1 tRNA gene and 1 rRNA gene are annotated in these 2,261 nt (G+C 52.6%); both read left to right on the top strand.

The window, feature by feature from the left end:
• The first annotated feature begins 1 nt into the window (after position 1).
• Positions 2–77: transfer RNA gene (locus QUA53_RS28900), tRNA-Ala, on the top strand.
• Between the two features lie 326 nt (positions 78–403).
• Positions 404–2,261: ribosomal RNA gene (locus tag QUA53_RS28905) — 23S ribosomal RNA — on the top strand; the annotation flags it as partial.

Below are 2,261 nucleotides of genomic sequence, written 5' to 3' on the forward strand. Positions count from 1 at the left end.
GGGGGCCTTAGCTCAGCTGGGAGAGCACCTGCTTTGCAAGCAGGGGGTCATCGGTTCGATCCCGATAGGCTCCACCACCACGCATTTCTCCAGAGATGAAGACAACATATTCCGGCGCGGATTTATCCGTAGCCGGTACTGCGGGCCCATGAGTGGCCTGCTCTTTGACATTGTGAATGGGTTTTTTAATCGATGCCGTGGTTGCATCGTGCCGATCTCGAAAGAGGTGGGTCACGTATGCCAATCACATACATTCATTTTAACTAATGAATATCTGGCTGAGATAAATCATCCACACCGAGCAAACCATGGCAGCAGCCGAGTGGTACGTTCGTGTGGGGCGCGGCTTACAAGACCGTGTCTCGAGCGATCGACCAATGTTGTCATTGGTGGTGTGGACTCTCAAGCGTGAGGTAAGAGCATTTGGTGGATGCCTTGGCATGTACAGGCGATGAAGGACGTGGCACGCTGCGATAAGCGTGGGGGAGCTGTGAGCAAGCTTTGATCCCGCGATTTCCGAATGGGGAAACCCACCTATCCCGATTATCTCGCCCGTGAGCAATCACGGGCTGGGTAATTGGGCAAAGGTATTGCGAGACTGAATACATAGGTTTCGTGAAGCGAACCCGGAGAACTGAAACATCTCAGTACCCGGAGGAAAAGACATCAACCGAGATTCCGTTAGTAGTGGCGAGCGAACGCGGACCAGGCCAGTGCCTGGTGTTTAATTAGCAGAACATTCTGGAAAGTTTGGCCATAGCGGGTGACAGCCCCGTATGCGAAAATGAAACATCAGGACTCGAGTAGGGCGGGACACGTGAAATCCTGTCTGAACATGGGGGGACCACCCTCCAAGCCTAAATACTCGTACATGACCGATAGCGAACAAGTACCGTGAGGGAAAGGTGAAAAGCACCCCGATGAGGGGAGTGAAACAGTACCTGAAACCGAATGCTTACAATCAGTTGGAGGGTCCTTGAGGCCTGACAGCGTACCTCTTGTATAATGGGTCAGTGACTTAATCTATCAAGCAAGCTTAAGCCGTTAGGTGTAGGCGCAGCGAAAGCGAGTCTGAATAGGGCGACTGAGTTTGATGGATTAGACCCGAAACCCGGCGATCTAGGCATGACCAGGCTGAAGGTGCGGTAACACGCACTGGAGGGCCGAACCGTTCAATGTTGAAAAATTGTCGGATGAGTTGTGTTTAGGGGTGAAAGGCCAATCAAGCCGGGAAATAGCTGGTTCTCCGCGAAAACTATTTAGGTAGTGCGTCGGATGTTTACCTGTGGGGGTAGAGCACTGGATGGGCTAGGGGGTCGCGAGATCTACCAAACCTAACCAAACTCCGAATACCACAGAGTTAGTCCGGCAGACAGACGGCGGGTGCTAAGGTCCGTCGTCAAAAGGGAAACAGCCCTAACCTACAGCTAAGGTCCCCAAATCGTATCTAAGTGGGAAAGCATGTGGGATTTCCAAAACAACCAGGAGGTTGGCTTAGAAGCAGCCATCCTTTAAAGAAAGCGTAACAGCTCACTGGTCTAAATAAGAGATCCTGCGGCGAAAATGTAACGGGGCTCAAGATACGTACCGAAGCTTAGGGTTTGGATCTTTTTGATCCAAGCGGTAGCGGAGCGTTCCGTAGGCCGATGAAGCGGGAGGGTAACCGACCGTGGAGGTATCGGAAGTGCGAATGCTGACATGAGTAGCGATAAAGAGGGTGAGATGCCCTCTCGCCGAAATCCCAAGGGTTCCTGCTTAAAGCTAATCTGAGCAGGGTAAGCCGGCCCCTAAGACGAGCCCGAAGGGGGTAGTCGATGGGAACCACGTTAATATTCGTGGGCCTGGAGGTGTGTGACGGATGGCGTAAGTTGTCAGGCCTTATTGGATTGGTCTGGCTTCGAAGTTGTCCCAGGAAATAGCCCCTCCGTATAGACCGTACCCTAAACCGACACAGGTGGGATGGTAGAGTATACCAAGGCGCTTGAGAGAAGTGTACTGAAGGAACTCGGCAAATTACCTCCGTAACTTCGGGAGAAGGAGGCCCTACATGCGGGCAACCGTGTGTAGGGGGCACAAGCCAGGGGGTAGCGACTGTTTAGCAAAAACACAGGGCTCTGCTAAGTCGGCTTCAAGACGACGTATAGGGCCTGACGCCTGCCCGGTGCTGGAAGGTTAAGAGGAGGAGTGCAAGCTCTGAATTGAAGCCCCAGTAAACGGCGGCCGTAACTATAACGGTCCTAAGGTAGCGAAATTCCTTGTCG

Source organism: Microcoleus sp. Pol12B3 (genome assembly GCF_036701355.1).
GTDB lineage: Bacteria > Cyanobacteriota > Cyanobacteriia > Cyanobacteriales > Microcoleaceae > Microcoleus.